At 69.9% G+C, this 22,746-nt stretch carries 4 protein-coding genes and 1 pseudogene; all 5 read right to left on the bottom strand.

The window, feature by feature from the left end; genetic code table 11:
* Positions 1-64: 64 nt before the first annotated feature.
* The gene (locus J8403_RS39465; protein WP_211127354.1) at positions 65-1,291 is read right to left on the bottom strand and encodes an LLM class flavin-dependent oxidoreductase; all 1,227 of its coding nucleotides are present in this window, start codon (positions 1,289-1,291) and stop codon (positions 65-67) included.
* Between the two features lie 69 nt (positions 1,292-1,360).
* Positions 1,361-2,119, bottom strand: coding sequence for an arylamine N-acetyltransferase family protein (locus tag J8403_RS39460; RefSeq protein ID WP_211127353.1), 759 nt, complete (start codon positions 2,117-2,119; stop codon positions 1,361-1,363).
* 51 nt (positions 2,120-2,170) lie between these two features.
* A complete protein-coding gene (locus J8403_RS39455) occupies positions 2,171-10,537 on the bottom strand; it encodes a type I polyketide synthase (RefSeq protein ID WP_425519920.1) in 8,367 nt (2,788 codons plus the stop codon).
* A 59-nt stretch (positions 10,538-10,596) separates the two neighbouring features.
* Positions 10,597-17,123, bottom strand: a pseudogene (locus tag J8403_RS39450) (SDR family NAD(P)-dependent oxidoreductase).
* An 18-nt stretch (positions 17,124-17,141) separates the two neighbouring features.
* Positions 17,142-22,688 (bottom strand): SDR family NAD(P)-dependent oxidoreductase, encoded by a 5,547-nt coding sequence (locus tag J8403_RS39445; RefSeq protein WP_425519919.1) that lies wholly within the window; start codon positions 22,686-22,688, stop codon positions 17,142-17,144.
* Positions 22,689-22,746: the final 58 nt, after the last annotated feature.

Genomic DNA, 22,746 nt, shown 5'->3' with positions numbered 1-22,746 from the left:
GCCTGTGGGTGTCAGCCTGTGGGTGTCAGCCTGGTGTCGGCCTGTGGGTTTCAGCCTGGGGGTGTCAGCTCTGGCTACGGGCGGGGATGATGTAGTCGGGGTCGGCCGTCCGTGGCGGCTCGCGCCGGGCCATGGCGGCATCGATGGCGGGCCGGAGCCGGGCCGCCTTCAGCCGTTCGGCGGTCTCATCGCGCTCCTTGAACTCGGGCATCACCTCGTTGGCGAAGAGCTCCAGCGACTCGCAGATGTGCTCGTGCCGGGTGCCACCGCCCTGGACGAGGAAGATCGCCTGGTCCAGTCCGGCCTCCTCGTGCAGCCGCAGGAAGTCGCGTATCTGGCGCGGAGTGCCCACCGCGCCCCGGGCCGGATTGCCCAGCGGCATACCGGGCTTGCCGAAGGAGGAGCGGCCCATGCCACGCTTGTCGCGGTCGCGCTGGAACTCCTCCCACAGCCGGGTGCGGCCCGGTGCAGCGGTGCCGAAGCCCGCGTAGAAGCCGAGGCCGAAGTTGAAGAACTGCACGCCGTCGACGGAGCGTTCCACCGCCGTGGTCTCGTCCTGGTGGCAGAACATCGGAATGGTCGCGGCGATCTGCGCGTTGACCGCGAACCCCGCGGGTACGCAGTCCGCCGACTCGATGCCCGAGTAGTAGGCGTCGACCCATGTCTTGGTCTCGGCCGGTCCGAAGAAGGAGAAGTTCAGCGCGCCGAGCCCCTTGGCGGCCGCGATGCGGATCGCGTCCCGGTTTCCGCAGGCCATCCACATCGGCGGATGTGGCTTCTGCCGGGGCTTGGGCAGCACATTGCGGACCGGAGCGGAAACGTACTTGCCCTCGCATCCGGCGAAGGGCTCCTCGACGAACATCCGGGCGACGGCGTCCACCGCCTCCGCCCACTGGTCCCGTTTGTCGGAGCGCTCCACGCCGAACCCGCCCAGCTCGGTGGGGGTGGTGGACTCGCCCGTGCCGAAATCCACCCGCCCGTCGGAGAGAAGGTCCAGCGTGGCGATCCGCTCGGCGACCCGGGCCGTCGGATTGAACCTCGGCGGCATCAGAGCGACCGCGTGGCCGATGCGGATGCGGCTGGTGCGCTGGCTGACCGCGCCGAGGAACACCTCGGGCGCGGACATGTGCGAGTACTCCTCCAGGAAGTGGTGTTCAGGACACCACACATGGTCGAAGCCGAGCCGGTCGGCCAGCTCGATCTCGTCCAACATGTCGTTGAACAGGCGGTGTTCGGAGTTCTGGGTCCAGGGGCGGGGCAGCTGCGCCCCGTACAGCAAACCGAATTTCATGGCGCATCACTCTCATCTGCTGGTCGTCGGCCACGGGCCGGGACGGGGATGGCGGCACCGGCTCGGTCGTCAGTCGCGACCGTCCCAGTACGTGTCGAGCACCTGGGCGCGCTGTTCCGGATCGACGAGGAGGGTGACCTTCTCATGGCCGTCCTCCACGATCGTGAACATGTTGTTGGTGAAGAAGACCTGCCCCTTGTCGATGACGCGCCGGCGCCGGCGCATCGCCGCCAGGATGGCCGGGCCGTTGCCCTCACCGACCCCGGCCCAGGCGTCATACGTCCGGGGCTCGGTGGTGAACCGGTAGGTGGTGCGCCAGTCGTGGTCCAGGGTCTTGGCCTGCAGTACGAGATAGCCGTCCCGCCGGATCAGCCGGAACGCGCAGCCGTACTGCCACTGCACCTCCTCCTCCGACAGGCGCAGCGGCTCGATGAAGCAGAGACCGGCGTGCCCCACGTCGGCCAGCCACTCCTGCCCCTCGATACGGACGAGCATCAGCATGTGCTCGGGGTCGGGGGCGAAGATGTCACCGGGCAGATACGTGCCACCGCTGATGACGTCCAGGTCATAGCCCAGCTCGCGGAGCAGCCGGGCGAACAGGGTGTTCAGCTCCAGGCACATGCCCCCGGCGCCGGTCGGCACGATGGCCTCGAATGCCTTGTCGATATCGATGTCGGCCATGTTCTCCGCGCTCAGGCGGTGCGTGTGGTTGGTGTCGTAGGGGACCGCCATCAGATGGCTGCGGTGCAACTGCCGCAGGTTCGGCAGGGTGGGGGCGGGCGGCTGGGAAAACCCCAGATGCGCCAGGTAGGTGTCCGTGCTGAACATGTGCGATCCCTTTCGCAGCGGGTCCGGCTGAACCGGGCGGGTGTGTCGGACTCACTCCCGGGCGCCTCCGGGAGAAGCGTCCGCATCGGCTTTCTCCAGCTCCTCCCGCAGTTGACGGGCCAGCATCCGGAGAGTCGGATGGTCGAAGACAAAGCTGGGAGGCAGCCGCAGCGCGGTGCGCTTGGCCAGGCGATCGCGGAGTTCCACCGCCATCAGGGAGTCCAGGCCGATCTCGGTGAACAGCACATCGGGGTCGAGCGTGGCGGCCGCCGAGTGCCCCAGGACCCGGGCGGCCTCCTGCTGAACCATGTCGAGGAGAATCCGCTCCTGCTCCTCGGGCGCCGCCCCGGCCAGCCTGCCGGTCACCAGTTCTTCGTCCGCAGGGGCCCGAGCGGCTCGCCGGACCGGTGGCACCAGTGTGCGCAGCAGCGGTGGCACCGCCCCGTCGGCGGCCTGGGTTCGGAGCGCGCCGAGGTCCAGCTTGATGGGGAGCACCGTGGGTTCGGCCGTACGCAGCGCGGCGTCGAAGAGTTCCATGCCCTCGGCCGGGGACAAGGGGGCCACACCGCCGCGTGTCATCCGGCGCTGGTCGGCCTCGCCGAGGCGGCCGGTCATGCCCGTTCCGGCGGCCTGTTGCCACATGCCCCAGGCCAGGGAGACGGCGGGGAGTCCCTGCGCCTGGCGCTGATGGGCGAGCGCGTCGAGGTAGGCGTTGGCGGCGGCGTAGTTGCCCTGGCCCGCGTTGCCCAGGGTGCCGGCGGCGGAGGAGAACAGGACGAAGGCGGACAGGTGCAGATTCAGGCCCCGGGTCAGCTCATGCAGATGGAGCGCCCCGTCCACCTTCGACTGGAATACGGCGTCCATGCGCTCCGGGGTCAATGCCGTCAGCACACCGTCGTCCAGAACACCGGCCGTATGCACCACCCCCGACAACGGGGCATCCTCCGGAATCACATCAAGCAGCCCGGCCACCGCGTCGCGGTCCGCCACATCACACGCCACGATGCGTACCCGTGCACCCGCCTTCACCAGCTCCGCCTCCAGCTCGGCGGCGCCAGCGGCCCCAGGCCCGTTCCGGCTCGCCAACACCAGGCTCCGCACCCCATGCACCGCCACCAGATGCCGCGCCACCACCGCACCCAGCGCGCCCGTGCCACCCGTTACCAACACCGTCCCATCCGGGCCCACAACACCCGTTCCGGGCTCGGGCACGTCCACGACACGGGTGAGGTGCCGGGTGAAGCAGGTGGCCTCGCGTAAGGCCAACTGGTGCTGGTCACCGGCAAGCATCGCGGGCAGGAACGCGACGGGGATCGTCTCTTGATCGATGTCGAGGAGAAGGATCCGCCCGGGGTTCTCCGCTTGTGCGGACCCCATCAGGCCCCACACCGCGGCCACCGCCGGATCGGCCGTATCGGCCTCCCGGACGGCGACGCCACCGCGGGTCACCACGACCAGCCGGCTGGACGCCAACGAGGGCTCGGCCAGCCACGCCTGTACGACCCGCAGCGCCCGCCCGGTCAGCTCCCGCACATCGGCCGTACCATCGCCGGTGCCACTGCCTGCGCCACCGCCGACGCCGCCGCCGAGGTCCAGCACCAGTACGTCTGGTGGCGAAGCCTCCGACGTGGTGGCCAGGCAGTGTATGTCCTCGGCGTCGACCACCGTTACGGGTTCCACGGTCGTGCCGCCCGGCCGAACCGGCAGTTCTTCCCAGGCGACGCGGAACATCCGGTCCGCCGTCGCCGCCGTGCCGAACTGCTCGGGGCTGACCGGACGGGACACCACCGAACCCACCGAAGCCACCGGGGTACCGGACTCATCGGCCAGATCGAGGGTCATGGTGTTCGGGCCGGCCGGTGTGACGCGTACGCGCAGTGACGAGGCCCCGGAGGTATGCAGCGCCACCTCTCGATAGGCGAACGGGAGTACAAGTTCCGCATCGGCTTCGTCACGGTCGTGGAAGGCGATGGTGTGCATGGCCGCGTCGAGGAGTGCGGGATGCAGTCCGAACCCCGCCGCCCGGACCCGGTGCTCCTCCGGCAGCGCCACCTCCGCATACACCGCACCATCCGACCGCCACGCCGCCCGCACCCCCTGAAACACCGGCCCATACCGATAGCCCACCTGTTCCAGACCGTCGTACAGGCCCTCCACCTCTGCCCGATCCACCGCCACCGCACCCACCGGAGGCCACACCGACAGCCCCGCGTCGGGGACGGAGATCCCCTCCGCAGGACGCACCGTCCCGGTGGCATGCCGCACCCACGCAGCGCCTACGCCAGCGTCCTCCGCCCGTGAATACACCCGCACCCCACGCCGACCACCCTCATCGACCTCCCCCACACTCACCCGCACCTGCACCGCCCCACCCTCCGCCAACACCAGCGGAGCCTCCATCACCAACTCCTCCACCCCACCACACCCGACCTCATCCCCGGCCCGCACCACCAACTCCACAAACGCCGCACCCGGCAACAACACCGCACCCGCGGCCACATGATCAGCCAGCCACCCATGCGACCCCAACGACAACCGCGACGTGAACAACACCTCGCCCGAACCCGGCACCTCCGTCACGGCGCCCAATAGTGGATGGCCGACGCCCGTCAACCCGGCAGACGCCACATCACCGACCCCGCGGCCGTCCCCGACCAACCAGTAATGCTCCCGCTGGAACGCATACGTCGGCAGCTCCGAAATATGGGAGGGCAGAGCCGTCGCACCGAACAGGGCACCGAAGTCGATGCGTACGCCTGCCACATGGAGTTGGGCGGCGGCGGACAACAGCGCACGGACCTCATCGCCCTCCCGCCGCAGGGACGGCACCACCACGGACTCCGCGGCCGCCGACTCCTCCGGCAGACAGTCACCGACCATCGCGGACAACACCGCGTCCGGCGCGAGCTCCAGATACGCGCTCACTCCGTAGTCGGCGAGTGCTCGCACTCCATCCGAGAACCGCACGGCCGAACGCACATGTTCCACCCAGTACTCCGGCGAGCACACCGTCTCCGCATCCGCCAACGCACCCGTCACGTTCGACACCAAGGAGATCACCGGCGCTGAGAACGACAGATCAGCGATCGCTGCCCGGAACTCCTCCAGCATCGGCTCCATATGGGCCGAGTGGAACGCATGCGAAACCGCCAGCCGCCTCGTCCGACACCCCCGCGCCGATAGCTTTTCCGCCACCCGCAACACCGGCTCCTCATCGCCGGAAAGGACCACGGCCGCAGGCCCGTTCACTGCCGCTATGTCCACCCCTGCCACCAGCAGCGGCCGCACCTCCTCCTCACCCGCGCCCACCGCCACCATCGCACCGCCCTCCGGCAGCGCCTCCATCAACCGACCCCGCGCCGCCACCAACACCGCCGCATCCGCCAACGACACCACACCCGCCACATACGCCGCCGCCACCTCACCCACCGAATGCCCACCCACCACATCCACCACCACACCCCACGACTCCACCAACCGGAACAACCCCACCTCCACCGCAAACAACCCCGCCTGAGCAAACACCGTCCGCTCCAACAGCTCCCCATCCCCGAACACCACCTCCCGCACCGAACCCGACACACCACCCGCACCCAACTCCCGGTCCAACGCCTCACACACCACATCAAAAGCCTCCCGGAACACGGGGAACACCTCATACAACCCACGCCCCATCCCCACCCGCTGACACCCCTGACCAGCGAACAACACCCCCAACCGACCACGCACCACCGCACCCGACACCACACCCGCAGACGACTCACCCCGCACCACCGCACCCAACCCCGCCAACGCCTCCGCCCGATCCCCCGCCACCACCACCGCACGATCCGACAACGCCGCCCGACCACAACCCAACGCGAAGCCGAGTTCACTCACGTCGAGCTGCGGCTCAGCCGCGACAAAGGACCGTAGCCGTCGCGCCTGGGCGGCGAGCCCTGCGGCGCCTCGACCGGACACCACCAGTGGTACCGGGACACCCTTCGGCCAGGACATCACCGGATCGGCCGGCTCGGTCGCCGTCGGAGCCGCCTGTTCCAGGATGACGTGGGCGTTGGTGCCACTGACTCCGAACGCGGACACCCCGGCCCGACGCGGACGCCCCACCTCCGGCCACACCCGCTCTTCGGTCAGCAGCTCCACCGCACCCGCCGACCAATCCACCTGCGGCGTCGGCTCATCCACATGCAACGTTCGAGGGGCGATGCCATGCCGCAGCGCCAACACCATCTTGATCACACCAGCCACACCCGCGGCCGCCTGCGCATGACCAATATTCGATTTCAACGACCCCATCAGCAGCGGCCGCTCACGATCCTGACCGTACGTGGCCAACACCGCCTGCGCCTCGATCGGATCACCCAGCGCCGTGCCGGTGCCATGCGCCTCGATCACATCCACCTCGGCGGCCGACACACCCGCGCCGGCCAGCGCCTGGCGGATGACGCGCTGCTGTGACGGTCCGTTCGGCGCCGTCAGACCGTTCGACGCACCGTCCTGGTTCACCGCGCTTCCCCGCACCACCGCCAGCACTTGGTGGCCGTTCCGCTCCGCGTCCGACAGTCGCTCCAGCGCCAGCACACCCACACCCTCGGCCCAGCCCGTACCGTCGGCCGAGGCGGCGAAGGACTTGCACCGGCCGTCGACCGACATCCCGCGCTGGCGCGAGAAGGCGATGAAGATGCCGGGAGTCGGCATCACCGTGACACCGCCGGCCAGTGCGATCGAACACTCACCCGCTCGCAGCGCCTGCGCCGCCAGATGCAACGCCACCAGGGACGAGGAGCATGCAGTGTCCACCGCGACCGAGGGCCCCTCGAAGCCCAGCGCATAGGACACCCTCCCTGACAGCACGCTCGCCGAGGCGCCGAGCCCCAGCATGCCCTCGAGCTCGGCGGGAACCGGCTCCACACCCGACCCGTAGTTGTGGTACGTCACCCCGGAGAAGACACCCACGTCCTTGCCCCGCAGGGTGGTCGGGTCGATCCCGGCGCGTTCCAGCGCTTCCCACGAGGTCTCCAGCATCAGACGCTGTTGGGGGTCCACGGCCAGCGCCTCACGCGGCGAGATCCCGAAGAAGCCCGCATCGAATTCCCCGGCATCGTGCAGAAACCCGCCTTGGTGCGCATAGCTGGTGCCGGGGTGGTCCGGGTCCGGGTGGAACAGATTCTCCAGATCCCAGCCACGGTTCACCGGGAAGTCGCTGACCCCGTCCCGCCCATGAATCACCAGGTCCCACAGCTCTTCCGGAGTGGAGACTCCACCCGGCAGCCGACACGCCATGCCCACGATCGCCACCGGCTCAGTCGACACGGCCGCGAGCGCTGATGGCGGGCCCGGTACCTCCTCCGGGGCCGCCGTGTCCCCGATGAGCTCGTCACGGAGGAAGGCGGCGAGAATCAGGGGCGTGGGGTAGTCGAAGAGCAGAGTGGTCGGCAGAGTCCGGTCGGTGAGTGCGTTCAGGCGGTTGCGCAACTGCACGGCGGTGGCCGAGTCGAACCCGATCTGGTTGAACACCATGTCCGGTTCGATGGCATCCAGTGAGGGGTGCCCCAAGACGCTTGCGGTCTCCTGGCGGACGGTCTCCAGCAGGATGCGTTCCTGTTCCGGCGCGGACTCCCCGAGAAGGCGAGTGATCAACATACCTGTCTCGGCGGGCAGTTCGGCCATGCCCGGGAGCTGATCGTCGATGGACCCCGCATCGGCAGGAGCGGCGCTCTTGAGCCAGTAGTGCTGGTGTTGGAAGGCATAGGTGGGGAGCTCCAGCGCGGCATGCGCCGGGATGTCGCCGAGCAGCGCGGTCCAGTCGACGCGGACACCCCGCACATACGCCTCACTCAGGGACGTGAGCACGCGACGCATGCCACCCTCGTCCCGGCGGAGCGTCCCCGTCACCACGACCGGTCCGGCATCCGCCTGCTCCGCTGCCGCCTCGATGCTCATCGTCAGCACCGGATGCGCGCTCACCTCAACAAACGCCGCAAAGCCTTCCTCAAGCAACTGGTCAATCGACGGCGCGAACCGCACCGAGCTCCGCAGATTCCGATACCAATACCCCGTGTCCAGCTCCGCCGTGTCCAGCCACCCCGCCTCCACCGTGGAGAAGAACGGGATACGGGACGACACCGGCCGGACCTGCGACAACGACAGGGCAAGCTCCTCCTCCACCGCCTCCACCTGCGCTGTATGCGAGGCGTAATCGACATCGACCCACCGCGCGCGCATCTCCTCCCCCTTGCACTCGTCCACCAGCTCCCGCAGGGCCTCCACCTCACCGGCCACCACCACCGACGACGGCCCATTCACCGCCGCCACCTCCACCCGCCCCGACCAACGGGACACCAGCGACTCCGCCTTCTCCACCCCCACTGCCAGCGACACCATCCCCCCACGACCCGACAATCCCGCCGCGATCGCTCGACTCCGCAACACCACCACCCGCGCCGCATCCTCCAACGACAACCCACCCGCCACACACGCCGCCGCAATCTCCCCCTGCGAATGACCCACCACCGCCGCAGGCTCCACCCCAAACCACCGCCACACCCGCGCCAACGCCACCATCACCGCAAACGACACCGGCTGCACCACATCCACCCGATCCAACGACACCCCACCCCCCACACCCCGCACCACATCCACCAGCGACCACCCGGTCAGCGGGTCCAACACCCCCGCACACTCCCGCAACCCCTCCGCGAACACTCCACACGACTCCAGCAACTCCGCACCCATACCCACCCACTGCGCCCCCTGACCAGGGAAAACAAACGCCACCCGACCCCGGACATCCGCCTTTCCCGCCCCGCTGCCCTCCGCAACCGCCGCCAGCCCCGCCAACGCCTCAACCCGATCCCCCGCCACCACCACCGCACGATCGGACAACGCCGCGCGGCCAACGGCCAGCCCCGCACCCAACTCCCCAACACTCACGTCCGGATGCGCCCGCACGTACTCCACCAACCGCCGCGCCTGCCCCCGCAACCCCGCACCACCACGCCCCGACACCACCAACGGCACCACACCACCCGGCACCTCCATCACCGGCGCCACCTCAGTGGCCACCTCCGGAGCCTGCTCCAAAATCACATGCGCGTTCGTCCCACTGACACCAAACCCCGACACCCCGGCCCGCCGCGGACGCCCCACCTCCGGCCACGCCCGCTCCTCGGCCAGCAGCTCCACCGCACCCGCCGACCAATCCACCTGCGCCGACCGCTCATCCACATGCAACGTCCTCGGCAACACCCCACGCCGCAACGCCAACACCATCTTGATCACACCAGCCACACCCGCAGCCGCCTGCGCATGACCAATATTCGACTTCAACGACCCCAACCACAACGGACGCCCCTCAGGCCGATCCTGGCCATACGTGTCCAAGAGCGCCTGCGCCTCGATGGGGTCGCCCAGGGCCGTGCCCGTCCCATGGGCCTCGACCGCGTCCACGTCCGCCGCCACCAGCCCGGCGCTGCTCAACGCCTGCCGGATGACACGCTGCTGCGACGGACCATTCGGCGCCGTCAACCCATTTGACGCACCATCCTGATTCACCGCACTGCCCCGCACCACCGCCAACACCCGATGACCAAGACGCTCCGCATCCGACAACCGCTCCACCAGCAGCACACCCGCGCCCTCGGAGAAGCCGGTGCCGTCCGCCGCGGCCGCGAACGCCCTGCAACGGCCGTCCTTGGACAACCCGCGCTGACGCGAGAAGCCGACGAAGATACCGGGGTTGGCCATGACGGTCACCCCTCCGGCCAGCGCCATCGAGCACTCGCCCAACCGCAGTGCCTGTACGGCCAGATGCAAGGCCACCAGCGACGAGGAACACGCCGTGTCCACCGCGACCGACGGACCCTCGAAGCCCAGCGCATAGGACACCCGCCCCGACAGGACGCTCGCCGAGGTGCCCGTGCCCATGACCGCCTCGAGCTCCTCGGGGACCCGCGCTCCGGAGCCGTAGCTGTGATACGTCACCCCGGAGAAGACGCCGATGTCCTTGCCGCGCAGCGCCGTCGGGTCGATCCCGGCGCGCTCGAACGCCTCCCAGGAGGTCTCGAGCATGATGCGCTGCTGGGGATCCATCGCCAGCGCCTCACGCGGCGAGATCCCGAAGAAACCCGCGTCGAACTCCCCCGCATCACGCAGAAAGCCACCCTCGCGGACATAGCTGGTGCCCGGGTGATCCGGATCCGGGTCGAAGAGGTTCTCCAGATCCCACCCACGGTCCTCCGGAAACCCACCGACCGCGTCACCACCAGAGGCCACCAGGTCCCACAGCTCCTCCGGCGTGGTCACCCCACCCGGCAACCGGCACGCCATCCCCACGATCGCGATCGGCTCCGACAGGCCACGGCGTATGTTGGCGTTCTCCCGCTCGAGCCGCTCGTTCTCCATGAGCGTGACACGCAGCGCTTCGACGACCTGCGCTTCGGGAGTGGTCATCCCAGCCTCCGCATTCCGAACCGACATTACTTCCCGGCCTTGTTCATGGCTCGTTGCACCAGACTGGCGACATCCATATCGGCGATGGTGGCGGCCGACTGCCCATGCGCCGGTTGCCCGTCCGCCGGTCGCTCTTCCACCGGCTGCTCCGCTTCCGCATCCCGGACCAGCGTCATGAGGGTGTCCAGGATGCCCAGCTCCTGGAAGCGGCTCAGCGGTGTGCCGGCCAGCGCGCGGCGCAGGTCCTCCTCGCTGCCGTTGTCCCTTTGCGTGGGTGGAGCGTCGTCCGGGCAGAGTCTCATCCGCAGGTGGCGCATCAGGGCGGTGGGCGTCGGATAGTCGAAGACCAGCGTGGCCGGGAGGCGTATCCCGGTGTGGTTGGCCAGGCGGTTGCGCAGTTCCACCGCCGTGAGGGAGTCGAAGCCGATTTCGTTGAACGCCAGGTCCGGCCCGATGGCGTGAGCTGAGGCGTGGCCCAGGACCCGAGCGGCTTCCCGGCAGACCAGGCCGAGCAGGATCTGCTCCTGCTCCTCGGCCGTGGCCCTGGTCAGGCGCTGGGTGAAGGCGTCCAGGTCGGCGGCGGTCCGTGCGGTGCGCCGACTCCGCCGGACGAGGCCACGGAGCAACGGTGGCACCGGTCCGGTGGCGGCCTGGGCCCGCAGTGCGCCGGGGTCCAGTTTCATGGGGAGCACCACCGGCTGGGGCATGTGCAGTGCGGTGTCGAACAGTTCCCCGCCTTCGCTCTCCGACAGCCCGGCCACTCCCCCGCGCACCATGCGCTGCTGGTCGGCGTCGGTGAGGTGGCCGGTCAGCCCGACCCCCGCACCCTGTGCCCACAGCCCCCAGGCCAGGGAGATGCCCGGGAGGCCCTGGGCGCGGCGTCGGTGTGCCAGCGCGTCCAGGAAGGCGTTGGCCGCCACATAGCTGCCCTGCCCCGAGCTGCCCAGCGTGCCCGCGGCCGAGGAGAACAGGACGAAGGCCGCCAGATCCAGGTGTCGGGTCAGGTCATGCAGATGGAGTGCGGCGTCCACCTTCGGGGCGAGGACCGTGTCCAGTCGCTCCCTGGTCAATGCGGTGATCACACCGTCGTCCAGCGCGCCGGCGCTGTGCACCACGGCCGTCAGCGGCGCGTCGCCGGGCAGCGAGGACAGCAGCTCGGCCAGGGCGTCACGGTTTGCCACATCGCACGCGGCGATCCGTACCCGTGCGCCGAGTGAGGTCAGTTCCCGCTCGAGCTCGGTGGCGCCGCTGGCCTGGGGTCCGCTCCGGCTGGTCAGCAGCAGATTCCGCACGCCGTGCTCGGTCACGAGACGCCGGGCGGCCACCTTGCCCAGCGATCCGGTGCCACCCGTGATGAGCACGGTGCCGTCCGGGTCCAGTCGGCGCGGCAGGGTGAACACGTTCTTGCCGATGTGCTGCGCCTGGCTCATGAAGCGGAAGGCGGCCGGAGCGCGCCGGATGTCCCATACGGTCACCGGCGGCGGGGTCAGCACCCCCTTCTCGAAGAGGTCGACCAGCTCGGTCAGCATCTGCTGGATGCGCTCGCCACCCGCCTCGGCCAGGTCGAACGCCCGATAGGCCACGCCGGGGTGCTGGATGCCCACCTCTTCGGCGTCCCGGATATCGCTCTTGCCCATCTCGATGAACCGGCCGCCCTTGGGCAGCAGTCGGAGTGAGGCGTCCACGAAGTCGCCGGCGAGGGCGTCCAGCACCACATCGACGCCACGGCCCCCGGTCATCGCGAGAAACCGCTGCTCGAACTCCAGCGTCCGGGAGTTGGCCAGCCGTCCCTCCGGGACACCGGCGGCGCGCGCCGCGTCCCATTTGGCCGGCCCGGCCGTGCCGTAGACCTCGGCGCCCCAGTGCCGGGCCAGCTGCACCGCGGCCATGCCGACGCCACCGGCGGCGGCATGGACCAGGACCGACTCCCCGGGCTCCAGCCGGGCCAGGTCCCGCAGCCCGAAGTAGGCGGTGAGGAACACGCAGGGGACCGCGGCCGCCTGCTCGAAGGACCACCCCTGGGGGATACGTACGAGGGTGAGGCAGTCGGCCACGGCGATGGGGCCACCCGCACCCTCGAAGAGCCCCATGACCCGGTCACCCGGTGCGAAGCGGGTGACACCGGGGCCGACCTCCGTGACCACACCGGCGCCCTCGTTGCCGATGCTGATCTCGCCGGGGTACATGCCCAGCGCCATCAGCACATCGCGGAAGTTGAGTCCCGCGGCACGTGTCTCGATCCGGACATGGCCCGGGGGAAGTGGCGCGAGCGCCCCCGGGGACGGCAGCAGTGCCAGGCCCTCCAGCGTCCCCGGACCGCGGGTGCCCAGCCGCCACGCGGGCTCTCCCTCCGGCGCCACGAGTGCCTCGTCGGCCGTCGCCCGGGTCAGGCGCCGCAGATGGCAGACGCCGCCGCGCAGCGCGAGCTGTGGTTCGTCTCCGGCGAGCAGTGCGGGCAGCAGCGTGGGCAGGGCCTTCGTGGAGGCCGGTGTGGCGTCCAGGTCGAGCAGCAGGATCCGCCCGGGGTTCTCCGACTGCGCGGTGCCGACCAGCCCCCAGGCCGCGGCGACCGCCGGGTCGACCGGATCGGCATCCCGCACCCCTACGGCACCCCGCGTCAGCACCACCAGGCGAGAGTCCTCCAGCGAGGGCTGCGCAAGCCACGTCTGCAGCACGTCCAGCACCTGGCCGGTCAGCTCACGTGCGCGGGCCGCGTCGGTGTCGTCACGTACGGCCTCGCCGGGGCCGATCTCGTACAGCAGCACTGGCGGTGCGTCGGCTCGGGAGGCCAACTGCCGTACGTCATACGGGGTCTGCACAGAGACGGTGTTCAGTGGTGCGTCGGCGGCGGCGATCCGCAGCTCCTCCCACCCCACGAGGAACATCTGGTCCGTCGACGTCCGTGTGGCGGCATCCGGCAGCGTCGTCGGCATGGGCCGTGACACCAACGATTCGACCACCGCGACCGCCGCCCCGCTCGGATCGGCCAGTCGCAGGCCCACCCCATCCGTGCCGTTGGGCGTGATACGTACGCGCAGCGCCGAAGCGCCGGAGGCCTGCAGGGAGACTCCGCGATAGGCGAACGGCAGTGTGGGCCCTGCCTGGTCCTCGGGACGGTCGCGGAACGCGGTGGCGTGCAGGGCCGCGTCGAGCAGCGCGGGATGCAGCCCGAACGCGGTGGCGTCGGCCGACAGTTCCTCGGGCAGGGTGACCTCGGCATAGATCTCGTCGCCCCGCGTCCACGCGGCCCGCAGACCACGGAAGGCCGGGCCGTAGCCGTAACCGCCGGCCTCCAGCTCCTCATAGATGCCACGCACCCGCTCCTCCGGGACCGCCACCGCCCCGGTGGGAGGCCACTGCGTCAGGTCCGCGTCCACCTCATCGGGGATCTCCTGGGAGAGCGTGCCGCTGAGGTGGCGAGTCCAGGGTGCGTCTGAGGCATCGTCCTGGCCACGTGAGTGCACCGCCACCGGGCGACGGCCGGAATCATCCGGTGCGCCGACACTCACCCGCACCTGCACACCCTCGCGCTCGGGCAGGGCGAGCGGTGCTTCGACGACCAGCTCTTCCACGACACCACAGCCGGCCTCGTCACCGGCGCGCACCGCCAGCTCCACGAACGCCGACCCCGGCAGCAGCACCGTGCCCGCCGCCGCGTGGTCGGCCAGCCATGGATGCGTACGGAGCGACAGTCGAGAGGTGAACAGCAGGCCCCCCGACTCCGGCAGTTCGGTGACGGCGCCCAACAGCGGGTGGTCGGCCCGGGCAAGTCCCAGCGCGGCCGCGTCCACCGTCTCGCCTCGCCGTCCAAGCCAGTAGTGCTGATGCTGGAAGGCGTAGGTCGGCAGCTCCAACGCGGCATGCGCCGGGATATCGCCGAGCAGCGCCGTCCAGTCGACGCGGACACCCCGCACATACGCCTCACCCAGCGATGTGAGCATGCGGCGCATACCACCCTCGTCCCGGCGGAGCGTCCCGGTCACCACGATCGGCCCGGCGTCCGCCTGCTCCGCTGCCGCCTCGATACTCATCGTCAGCACCGGATGCGCGCTCACCTCAACAAACGCCGCAAAGCCTTCCTCAAGCAACTGGTCAATCGACGGCGCGAACCGCACCGTGCTCCGCAGATTCCGATACCAATACCCGGCAGCCAATTCCGCCGTGTCCAGCCACCCCGCCTCCACCGTCGAGAAGAACGGAATACGTGAGGACACCGGCCGGACCTGCGACAACGACCGGGCGAGCACTCCCTCGATCGTCTCCACTTGCGCCGTATGCGAGGCGTAGTCCACCTCGATCCGCCGCGCTCGCACCCCCGAGCCCTCGCACTCCGCCACCAGCTCCCGCAAAGCCTCCACCTCACCGGCCACCACCACCGACGACGGCCCATTCACCGCCGCCACCTCCACCCGACCCGACCACCCCTCAACCAGCCGCCCAGCCTCGTCCTCCCCCACCGCCAGCGACACCATCCCCCCACGACCCGACAACCCCGCCGCGATCGCACGGCTCCGCAACACCACCACCCGCGCCGCATCCTCCAACGACAACCCACCCGCCACACACGCCGCCGCAATCTCCCCTGCGAATGACCCACCACCGCCGCAGGCTCCACCCCAAACCACCGCCACACCCGCGCCAACGCCACCATCACCGCAAACGACACCGGCTGCACCACATCCACCCGATCCAACGACACCCCACCCCCCACACCCCGCACCACATCCACCAGCGACCACCCGGTCAGCGGGTCCAACACCCCCGCACACTCCCCCAAAGCCTCCGCGAACACTCCACACGACTCCAGCAACTCCGCACCCATACCCACCCACTGCGCCCCCTGACCAGGGAAAACAAACACCACCCGGCCCTGAGCGTCCGCCCTTCCCACGACATCGCCACCGGCCGCCTCACCTCCCGCCACGGCCTCCAACCCGGCCACGGCCTCACTCCGGTCCCCCGCCAGCACGACCGCGCGCTCCGACAACGCCGCCCGCGACGCGGCCAATGACCGTGCCAGATGACCCAGCTCCACGTCCGGCCGCCGCTCGACGACATCCAGCAACTGCCGCGCCTGCGCCCGCAACCCCGCATCACCGCGCCCCGACACCACCAACGGCACCACACCACCCGGCACCTCCGGCATCGGGACACCATCCCCCGGCCGGTCCGGAGCCTGCTCCAAAATCACATGCGCGTTCGTCCCACTCACCCCGAACCCCGACACCCCAACCCGACGCGGACGCCCCACCTCCGGCCACGCCCGCTCCTCGGCCAGCAGCTCCACCGCACCCGCCGACCAATCCACCTGCGCCGACCGCTCATCCACATGCAACGTCCTCGGCAACACCCCACGCCGCAACGCCAACACCATCTTGATCACACCAGCCACACCCGCAGCCGCCTGCGCATGACCAATATTCGACTTCAACGAACCCAACCACAACGGACGCCCCTCAGACCGATCCTGGCCATAGGTCGCCATCAATGCCTGAACCTCGATCGGATCACCCAGCGTGGTGCCCGTGCCATGCCCCTCGACCGCATCCACATCCGCCGCCACCAGTCCCGCCCCGGCCAACGCCTGGCGGATGACACGCTGCTGCGACGGACCATTCGGCGCCGTCAGGCCATTCGACGCACCATCCTGATTCACCGCACTACCCCGCACCACCGCCAACACCCGATGCCCACGCCGCTCCGCATCCGACAACCGCTCCACCACCAGCACACCCACACCCTCGGCCCACCCCGTACCGTCCGCCGACGCCGCGAACGACTTGCAGCGGCCGTCTTCGGCCATGCCGCGCTGCCGCGAGAAGCCGACGAAGGCGCTGGGGGTGGACATGACGGTGGCTCCTCCGGCCAGCGCCATCGAGCACTCCCCCGACCGCAGCGCCTGCGCGGCCAGATGCAGGCCCACCAGTGAGGAGGAGCATGCCGTGTCGATGGTCATGGCCGGTCCCTCGAACCCCAGCTCATAGGCGACCCGGCCGGTGAGCACGCTCGCCGAACTGCCCGTCATGAGGTAGCCCTCGACGCCTTCGGGGACCGTGTCCACGTCCGTGGCGTAGTCCTGGTTGAGGGTGCCGAAGTAGACGCCGACATCCTTACCGCGCAGGCCCGTCGGGTCGATTCCGGCGCGCTCCAACGCCTCCCACGACGTCTCCAGCAGCAACCTCTGCTGCGGATCCATCGCCAGCGCCTCACGCGGCGAGATCCCGAAGAAACCCGCGTCGAACTCCCCCGCATCACGCAGAAAGCCACCCTCGCGGACATAGCTGGTGCCCGCGTGATCCGGATCCGGGTCGAAGAGGTTCTCCAGATCCCACCCACGGTCCTCCGGAAACCCACCGACCGCGTCACCACCAGAGGCCACCAGGTCCCACAGCTCCTCCGGCGTGGTCACCCCGCCCGGCAACCGGCACGCCATCCCGACAATCGCGATCGGCTCCGACAGGCCGGCCTCGATCTCGGTGAGTCGCTGCCGCGCCTGGTGCAGGTCGGCGGTCACCCGCTTGAGGTACCGGACCAACTTCTCGTCGTTGTCCACCGGAGGTCACCTTCCCCTTCACTCGTAGGCGCGGTCGGAATCCGACGGGTCCACGATTCCGAACTCGTCGTCGATGAAGGCCAGTACGTCGTCCACCGACGCCGCTTCGAGCGTCGCTTCGATGTCGGTGCCTCCGGCAGGCCCGGGGGCATCGGTGCTGAGCTTGGCCGCCAGGGCCCGGAGCCGGGCGGCGGCGCCGGTGTCCTTGGCGCCTTCCGGTGGCCGGGCGGCCACCAGTTCTTCGAGCCTCGCCACTTCGGCCAGCACCGGGTCCTGGGTGGTATCGGCGCCCAGACGGGCGGTCAGGTGGTCCGCCAGGGTCAGGGGGGTGGGGAAGTCGAAGGCGAACGTGGCGGGGAGTCGCAGCCCGGTGCGGGCGAGGAGCCGGTCCCGTAGCTCTATCACCGTGAGCGAGTCGAAGCCGACGTCCGTGAAGGCGACATCGAGGCCGATACGACCGACCGAGGCGTAGCCGAGCACATACGCCGCCTCCTGCCGCACCAGGTCGAGAAGGATCGCCTGCCGGTCCGTGGCGCCCGCCCCGGCCAGTCGTACGGTGAGCGCGTCGGCGTCGTGCGCATGCGCCGACCGGGCCTTCTGCCGGGTCCGCCGGGGCTGGGGGACCAGCCCACGTAGCAGCGGCGGCACCGCCCCGGTGGCGGCCTGGGCCCGTAGCACACCGAGGTCCAGCTTGATCGGGAGGACCATGGGTTCGGCTCCACGCAGCGCGGTGTCGAACAGTTCCATGCCCTCGGCCTGGGATAACGCGGCGAGTCCGTCGCGTGCCAGCCGACGGTGATCGGTGTCCCCGAGCTGGGCGGTCATGCCCTCGTCCTGGGCCCACATACCCCAGCCGAGGGAGATCGCGGGGAGCCCTTGGGTGACCCGGTGCTGTGCCAGCGCGTCGAGATAGGCGTTGGCGGCGGCGTAGTTGCCCTGCCCCGAACTGCCGAAGGTGCCGGCGGCGGAGGAGAACAGGACGAAGGCCGACAGGTCCAGATCCAGGTCCCGGGTCAGCTCATGCAGATGGAACGCCCCGTCCACCTTCGGCCGCAACACCGCGTCCATACGCTCCGGCGTCAACGCCGTCAGCACACCGTCGTCCAGAACACCGGCCGTATGCACCACCGCCGACAACGGGGCATCCTCCGGAATCACATCAAGCATCCCAGCCACCGCATCCCGATCCGCCACATCACACGCCACGATGCGTACCCGCGTACCCGCCTTCACCAGCTCCGCCTCCAGCTCGACGGCACCAGCGGCCCCAGGCCCACTCCGACTCGCCAACACCAGACTCCGCACCCCATGCACCGCCACCAGATGCCGCGCCACCACCGCACCCAGCGCGCCCGTGCCACCCGTCACCAACACCGTCCCATCCGGGCCCACAACACCCGGTACGGGCTCGGGCACCGCCACGACACGGGTCAGCCGCCGCAGGAAACACGCACCCGAACGGACCGCGGCCTGGGTCTCATCGGCGGCGAACAGGGCGGGGACGAGGGTGCTCAGCGTCGCGTACGACGACGGCTCGTCGTCGACGTCCACCAGCAGGATGCGCCCGGCGTTCTCCGACTGCGCGGTGCCGATCAGCCCCCATACGGCGGCGATGGCGGGGTCGACCCGATCATCCGGGTCGACGGCGACCGCACCCGTGGTCAGCACGACCATCCGTATGCCGTCCAGCGCGGGTTCGGTCGACCACGCCTGGACGACCTCCAGTACGCGGCCGGTCAGCTCACGCACGCTTCCGGTGTCGGTCACTTCGACGGTCACGGCGTCGAACCGGCCACCTCGCTCGGCCAGGGCGCGTACGTCGTCGGCCGTGGCCACCCGCACCGTGCTCAGTGGGGAGCCGCCGGGCGTCAACGCCGTCTCCTCCCATATCGGACGGAGCAGACGGTCGTGTGTCGAGGCGGCCTTGAACTGCTTCGGCTCGACCGGGCGGGACACCATCGAGCCCACCGAAGCCACCGGGGTACCGGACTCATCGGCCAGGTCCAGGGTCAGGGTGTCCTCTCCGGTGAGGACCACCCGGACCCGCAAGGCCGTGGCACCGGTGGCGTACAGCGCCACATCGCGCCAGACGAAGGGGAGGGCTGTCCGCTGGTCGGCGCGTTCCGCACGGGGCTGGAACGCGGCCGCGTGCATGGCCGCGTCGAGGAGTGCCGGATGCAGTCCGAACCCCGCCGCCCGGACCCGATGCTCCTCCGGCAGCGCCACCTCCGCATACACCGCACCCTCCGACCGCCACGCCGCCCGCACCCCCTGAAACACCGGCCCATACCGATAGCCCACCCGTTCCAGACCGTCGTACAAGCCCTCCACCTCAGCCGGATCCACCGCCACCGCACCCACCGGAGGCCACACCGACAGCCCCGCGTCGGGGACGGAGATCCCCTCCGCAGGACGCAACGTCCCGGTGGCATGCCGCACCCACGCAGCACCTACGCCAGCGTCCTCCGCCCGTGAATACACCCGCACCCCACGCCGACCACCCTCATCGGCCTCACCCACACTCACCCGCACCTGCACCGCCCCACCCTCCGCCAACACCAGCGGAGCCTCCATCACCAACTCCTCCACCCCACCACACCCGACCTCATCCCCGGACCGCACCACCAACTCCACAAACGCCGCACCCGGCAACAACACCGCACCCGCAGCCACATGATCAGCCAGCCACCCATGCGACCCCAACGACAACCGCGACGTGAACAACACCTCACCCGAACCCGGCACCTCCGTCACCGCTCCCAACAACGGATGCCCAACACCCACCAACCCCGCGGACGTCACATCGCCCACACCCTGCCGCTCCCCCACCAACCAGTAATGCTCCCGCTGGAACGCATACGTCGGCAGGTCGACCGAACCGGTGGGCGTTCCGCCCAGCACGGTCGCCCAGTCCGCGTACACACCCCGCGTATGGCAGGTGGCCAGAGCCGTGATCAGGGCACGGGTCTCGTCGCCCTCCCGACGGAGAGCCGGTACGAAGGCGGCGTGCGCGTCGTCCACGCACTCGCGGCCCATCGCGGACAGCGTGCCATCGGGACCAAGTTCCAGATACGTACTCACCCCATACTCGGCCAGCGCCCGCACACCGTCCGCGAACCGCACCGCCGAACGCACATGCTCCACCCAGTACTCCGGCGAACACACCACTTCCGGGTCCGCCAACGCCCCCGTCACGTTCGACACCAGGGGGATCACCGGCGCCGAGAACGACAGGCCCTCCACCACCCGCCGGAACTCCTCCAGCATCGGCTCCATCCTCGCGGAATGAAACGCATGCGAAACCGCCAGCCGCCTCGTCCGACACCCCCGCGCCGATAGCTCTTCCGCCACCCGTAGCACCGGCTCCTCATCCCCCGAGAGCACCACCGCCGCAGGCCCGTTCACCGCAGCGATATCCACCCCCGCCACCAGCAGCGGCCGCACCTCCTCCTCACTCGCGCCCACCGCCACCATCGCACCGCCCTCCGGCAGCGCCTCCATCAACCGACCCCGCGCCGCCACCAACACCGCCGCATCCGCCAACGACACCACACCCGCCACATACGCCGCCGCCACCTCACCCACCGAATGCCCACCCACCACATCCACCACCACACCCCACGACTCCACCAACCGGAACAACCCCACCTCCACCGCAAACAACCCCGCCTGAGCAAACACCGTCCGCTCCAACAGCTCCCCATCCCCGAACACCACCTCCCGCACCGAACCCGACACACCACCCGCACCCAACTCCCGGTCCAACGCCTCACACACCACATCAAAAGCCTCCCGGAAGACGGGGAACGCCTCATACAACCCACGCCCCATCCCCACCCGCTGACACCCCTGACCAGCGAACAACACCCCCAACCGACCACGCACCACCGAACCCGACACCACACCGGCCACCGACTCACCCCGCACCACCGCCGCCAGCCCCGCCAACGCCTCCTCCCGATCCCCCGCCACCACCACCGCACGATCCGACAACCCCGCCCGCCCACAACCCAAGGCGAGGGCGACCTCGCCGAGATCCTGGTTCGGTCGCTGAACCAGGAGGGACAGCAACCTCTGCGCCTGAGCACGCAGCGCGCCCTCGCCTCGCCCGGACACCGGAAGAAGCGCCAGACCACCCGGCAACTGCGGTGGTGCGGAAGGGGCAAGGTCAGGCACGTCCGGAGCCTGCTCCAGAATCACGTGGGCGTTTGTCCCACTCACCCCGAACCCCGACACCCCGGCCCGACGCGGACGCCCCACCTCCGGCCACGCCCGCTCCTCGGTCAGCAGTTCCACCGCACCCGCCGCCCAATCCACCTGCGGGGTCGGCTCATCCACATGCAACGTCCTCGGCAACACCCCATGCCGCAGCGCCAACACCATCTTGATCACACCAGCCACACCCGCAGCCCCCTGGGTATGGCCGATGTTGGACTTGAGCGAGCCGAGCCACAGCGGACGGTCCTCCGGTCGCCCCTGGCCGTATGTGGCCAGCAGGGCCTGCGCCTCGATCGGGTCGCCCAGCGCCGTACCCGTCCCATGGGCCTCCACCGCGTCCACCTCGGAGGCGGTGAGGCGCGCATGGGCCAGTGCCTGCCGGATGACACGCTGCTGCGAGGGGCCATTGGGCGCCGTCAGGCCGTTCGACGCACCGTCCTGGTTCACCGCACTGCCCCGCACCACCGCCAGCACCTGATGACCGTTCCGCTCCGCGTCCGACAGCCGCTCCAGCAGCAGCACTCCGGCGCCCTCGGAGAAGCCGGTGCCGTCCGCGGCCGCGGCGAATGCCTTGCAGCGTGCGTCGGCGGCGAGTCCGCGCTGGCGTGAGAAGCCGATGAACGCCCGGGGGGTGCCCAGGACGGTGACGCCACCGGCCAGCGCCATCGAGCAGTCTCCCGCCCGCAGGGCCCGCGCCGCCAGGTGGAGGGCGACCAGGGACGCGGAGCACGCGGTGTCGACCGTGACGGCGGGGCCCTCGAACCCGAAGGTGTAGGAGATCCGGCCGGACAGCACACTTCCGGCGTCGGAGGTCATCAGATAGCTCTCCAGGGCCTCGGGCAGCTCCGGCAGCCCGGCGCCGTAGTCGCTGCCCGCGAACCCGGAGAAGACACCGACGTCCTTGCCGCGCCACGCGGTCGGGTCGATTCCGGCCCGTTCGAACGCCTCCCAGGAGAGCTCGAGCATGATGCGCTGCTGCGGATCCATCGTGACCGCCTCGCGCGGGGAGATCCCGAAGAAGCCCGCGTCGAACTCCCCGGCGTCGTGCAGAAATCCGCCCTCGCGTACGTAGCTGGTGCCCCGGTGGTCGGGGTCCGGATGGAACAGGTGCGCCAGATCCCAGCCGCGGTTCTCCGGGAAGCCGGTGATTCCGTCCCGCCCGTGCAGCACCAGGTCCCACAGTTGCTCCGGGGAGGACACTCCGCCCGGAAGCCGGCAGGCCATCGCGACGATCGCGATCGGCTCCGTTTTCTCGGCCTCCAGCTCGCGGACCCGCTTCTGGGAGCGGCGGGCGTCCGCCAGCACACGCTTGAGGTATTCGCGCAGCTTCCCGTCATCTGCCATCAGTGGTCACTCCTGAAGGAAACGGTGGCGTGTGCTGGAGGGTCGGCGGTGTGCGGTGTGC

The organism is Streptomyces yatensis (assembly GCF_018069625.1).
GTDB lineage: Bacteria > Actinomycetota > Actinomycetes > Streptomycetales > Streptomycetaceae > Streptomyces > Streptomyces yatensis.
The sequence above is the reverse complement of the archived record's forward strand: the minus strand, read 5'-3'. Positions and strand labels throughout refer to the sequence as shown.